Annotated in this window: 1 pseudogene; it reads left to right on the top strand. The window is 64.7% G+C overall.

Features of this window, described 5'->3' with window-relative positions:
* Positions 1-61: 61 nt before the first annotated feature.
* Positions 62-777: pseudogene (locus AC0L2Y_RS34515) on the top strand (IS3 family transposase); the annotation flags it as partial.

Consider the following 777-nt stretch of genomic DNA (forward strand, 5'->3'; position numbering starts at 1 on the left):
ACCTCCTTTGTTGTGACTGCCCAGATGATGCTGCGGGAGGACGGGGCGGACCATCCCATTAATGGTGACGCCCGCGGCCAAGCGGAAAGCTGTCGCTCGCCTGAAGGAAGGCTTCGGGATGAGCGAACGGCGGGCGTGTAAAGCCATCGGCTGTTGCCGCATGACGGTTCGCTACGAGACCAGCAGGCCGGACGACCGCGAGGTTCGCGAGCGGATGAAGGCGATCGCGCAGGAGCGACGCCGGTTCGGCTACCGGCGTCTTCTCGTGATGCTGAGGCGGGAGGGCCTGGTCGTGAACCACAAGAAGCTGTTCCGGCTCTATCGGGAGGAGAAGCTCGCCGTTCGCCGCCGTGGCGGCCGCAAGCGGGCGATCGGGACCAGGGCGCCGATGCTGGTGCCGCTGAGGCCCGACGAGCGCTGGTCGCTCGACTTCGTATCGGACCAGCTCACCGACGCACGCCGCTTCCGCATCCTGGCCGTCGTCGACGACTGCACGAGAGAGTGCCTGGCACTCATCGTTGATACGTCTCTCTCGGGCATGCGGGTTGCCCGCGAATTGGACCGGCTCATCACCGAGCGGGGCCGGCCGAGGATGATCGTCAGCGACAATGGCAGCGAGTTCACCTCGAACGCCATCCTCGCCTGGGCGGATCAGAACCGCGTCGAATGGCATTACATTGCGCCCGGCAAGCCGATGCAGAATGGCTTCATCGAGAGCTTCAACGGCCGACTGCGCGATGAACTGCTCAACGAGACGCTGTTTACCTCGCTGGCTCA

It is taken from the genome of Mesorhizobium sp. WSM4830 (assembly GCF_055811495.1).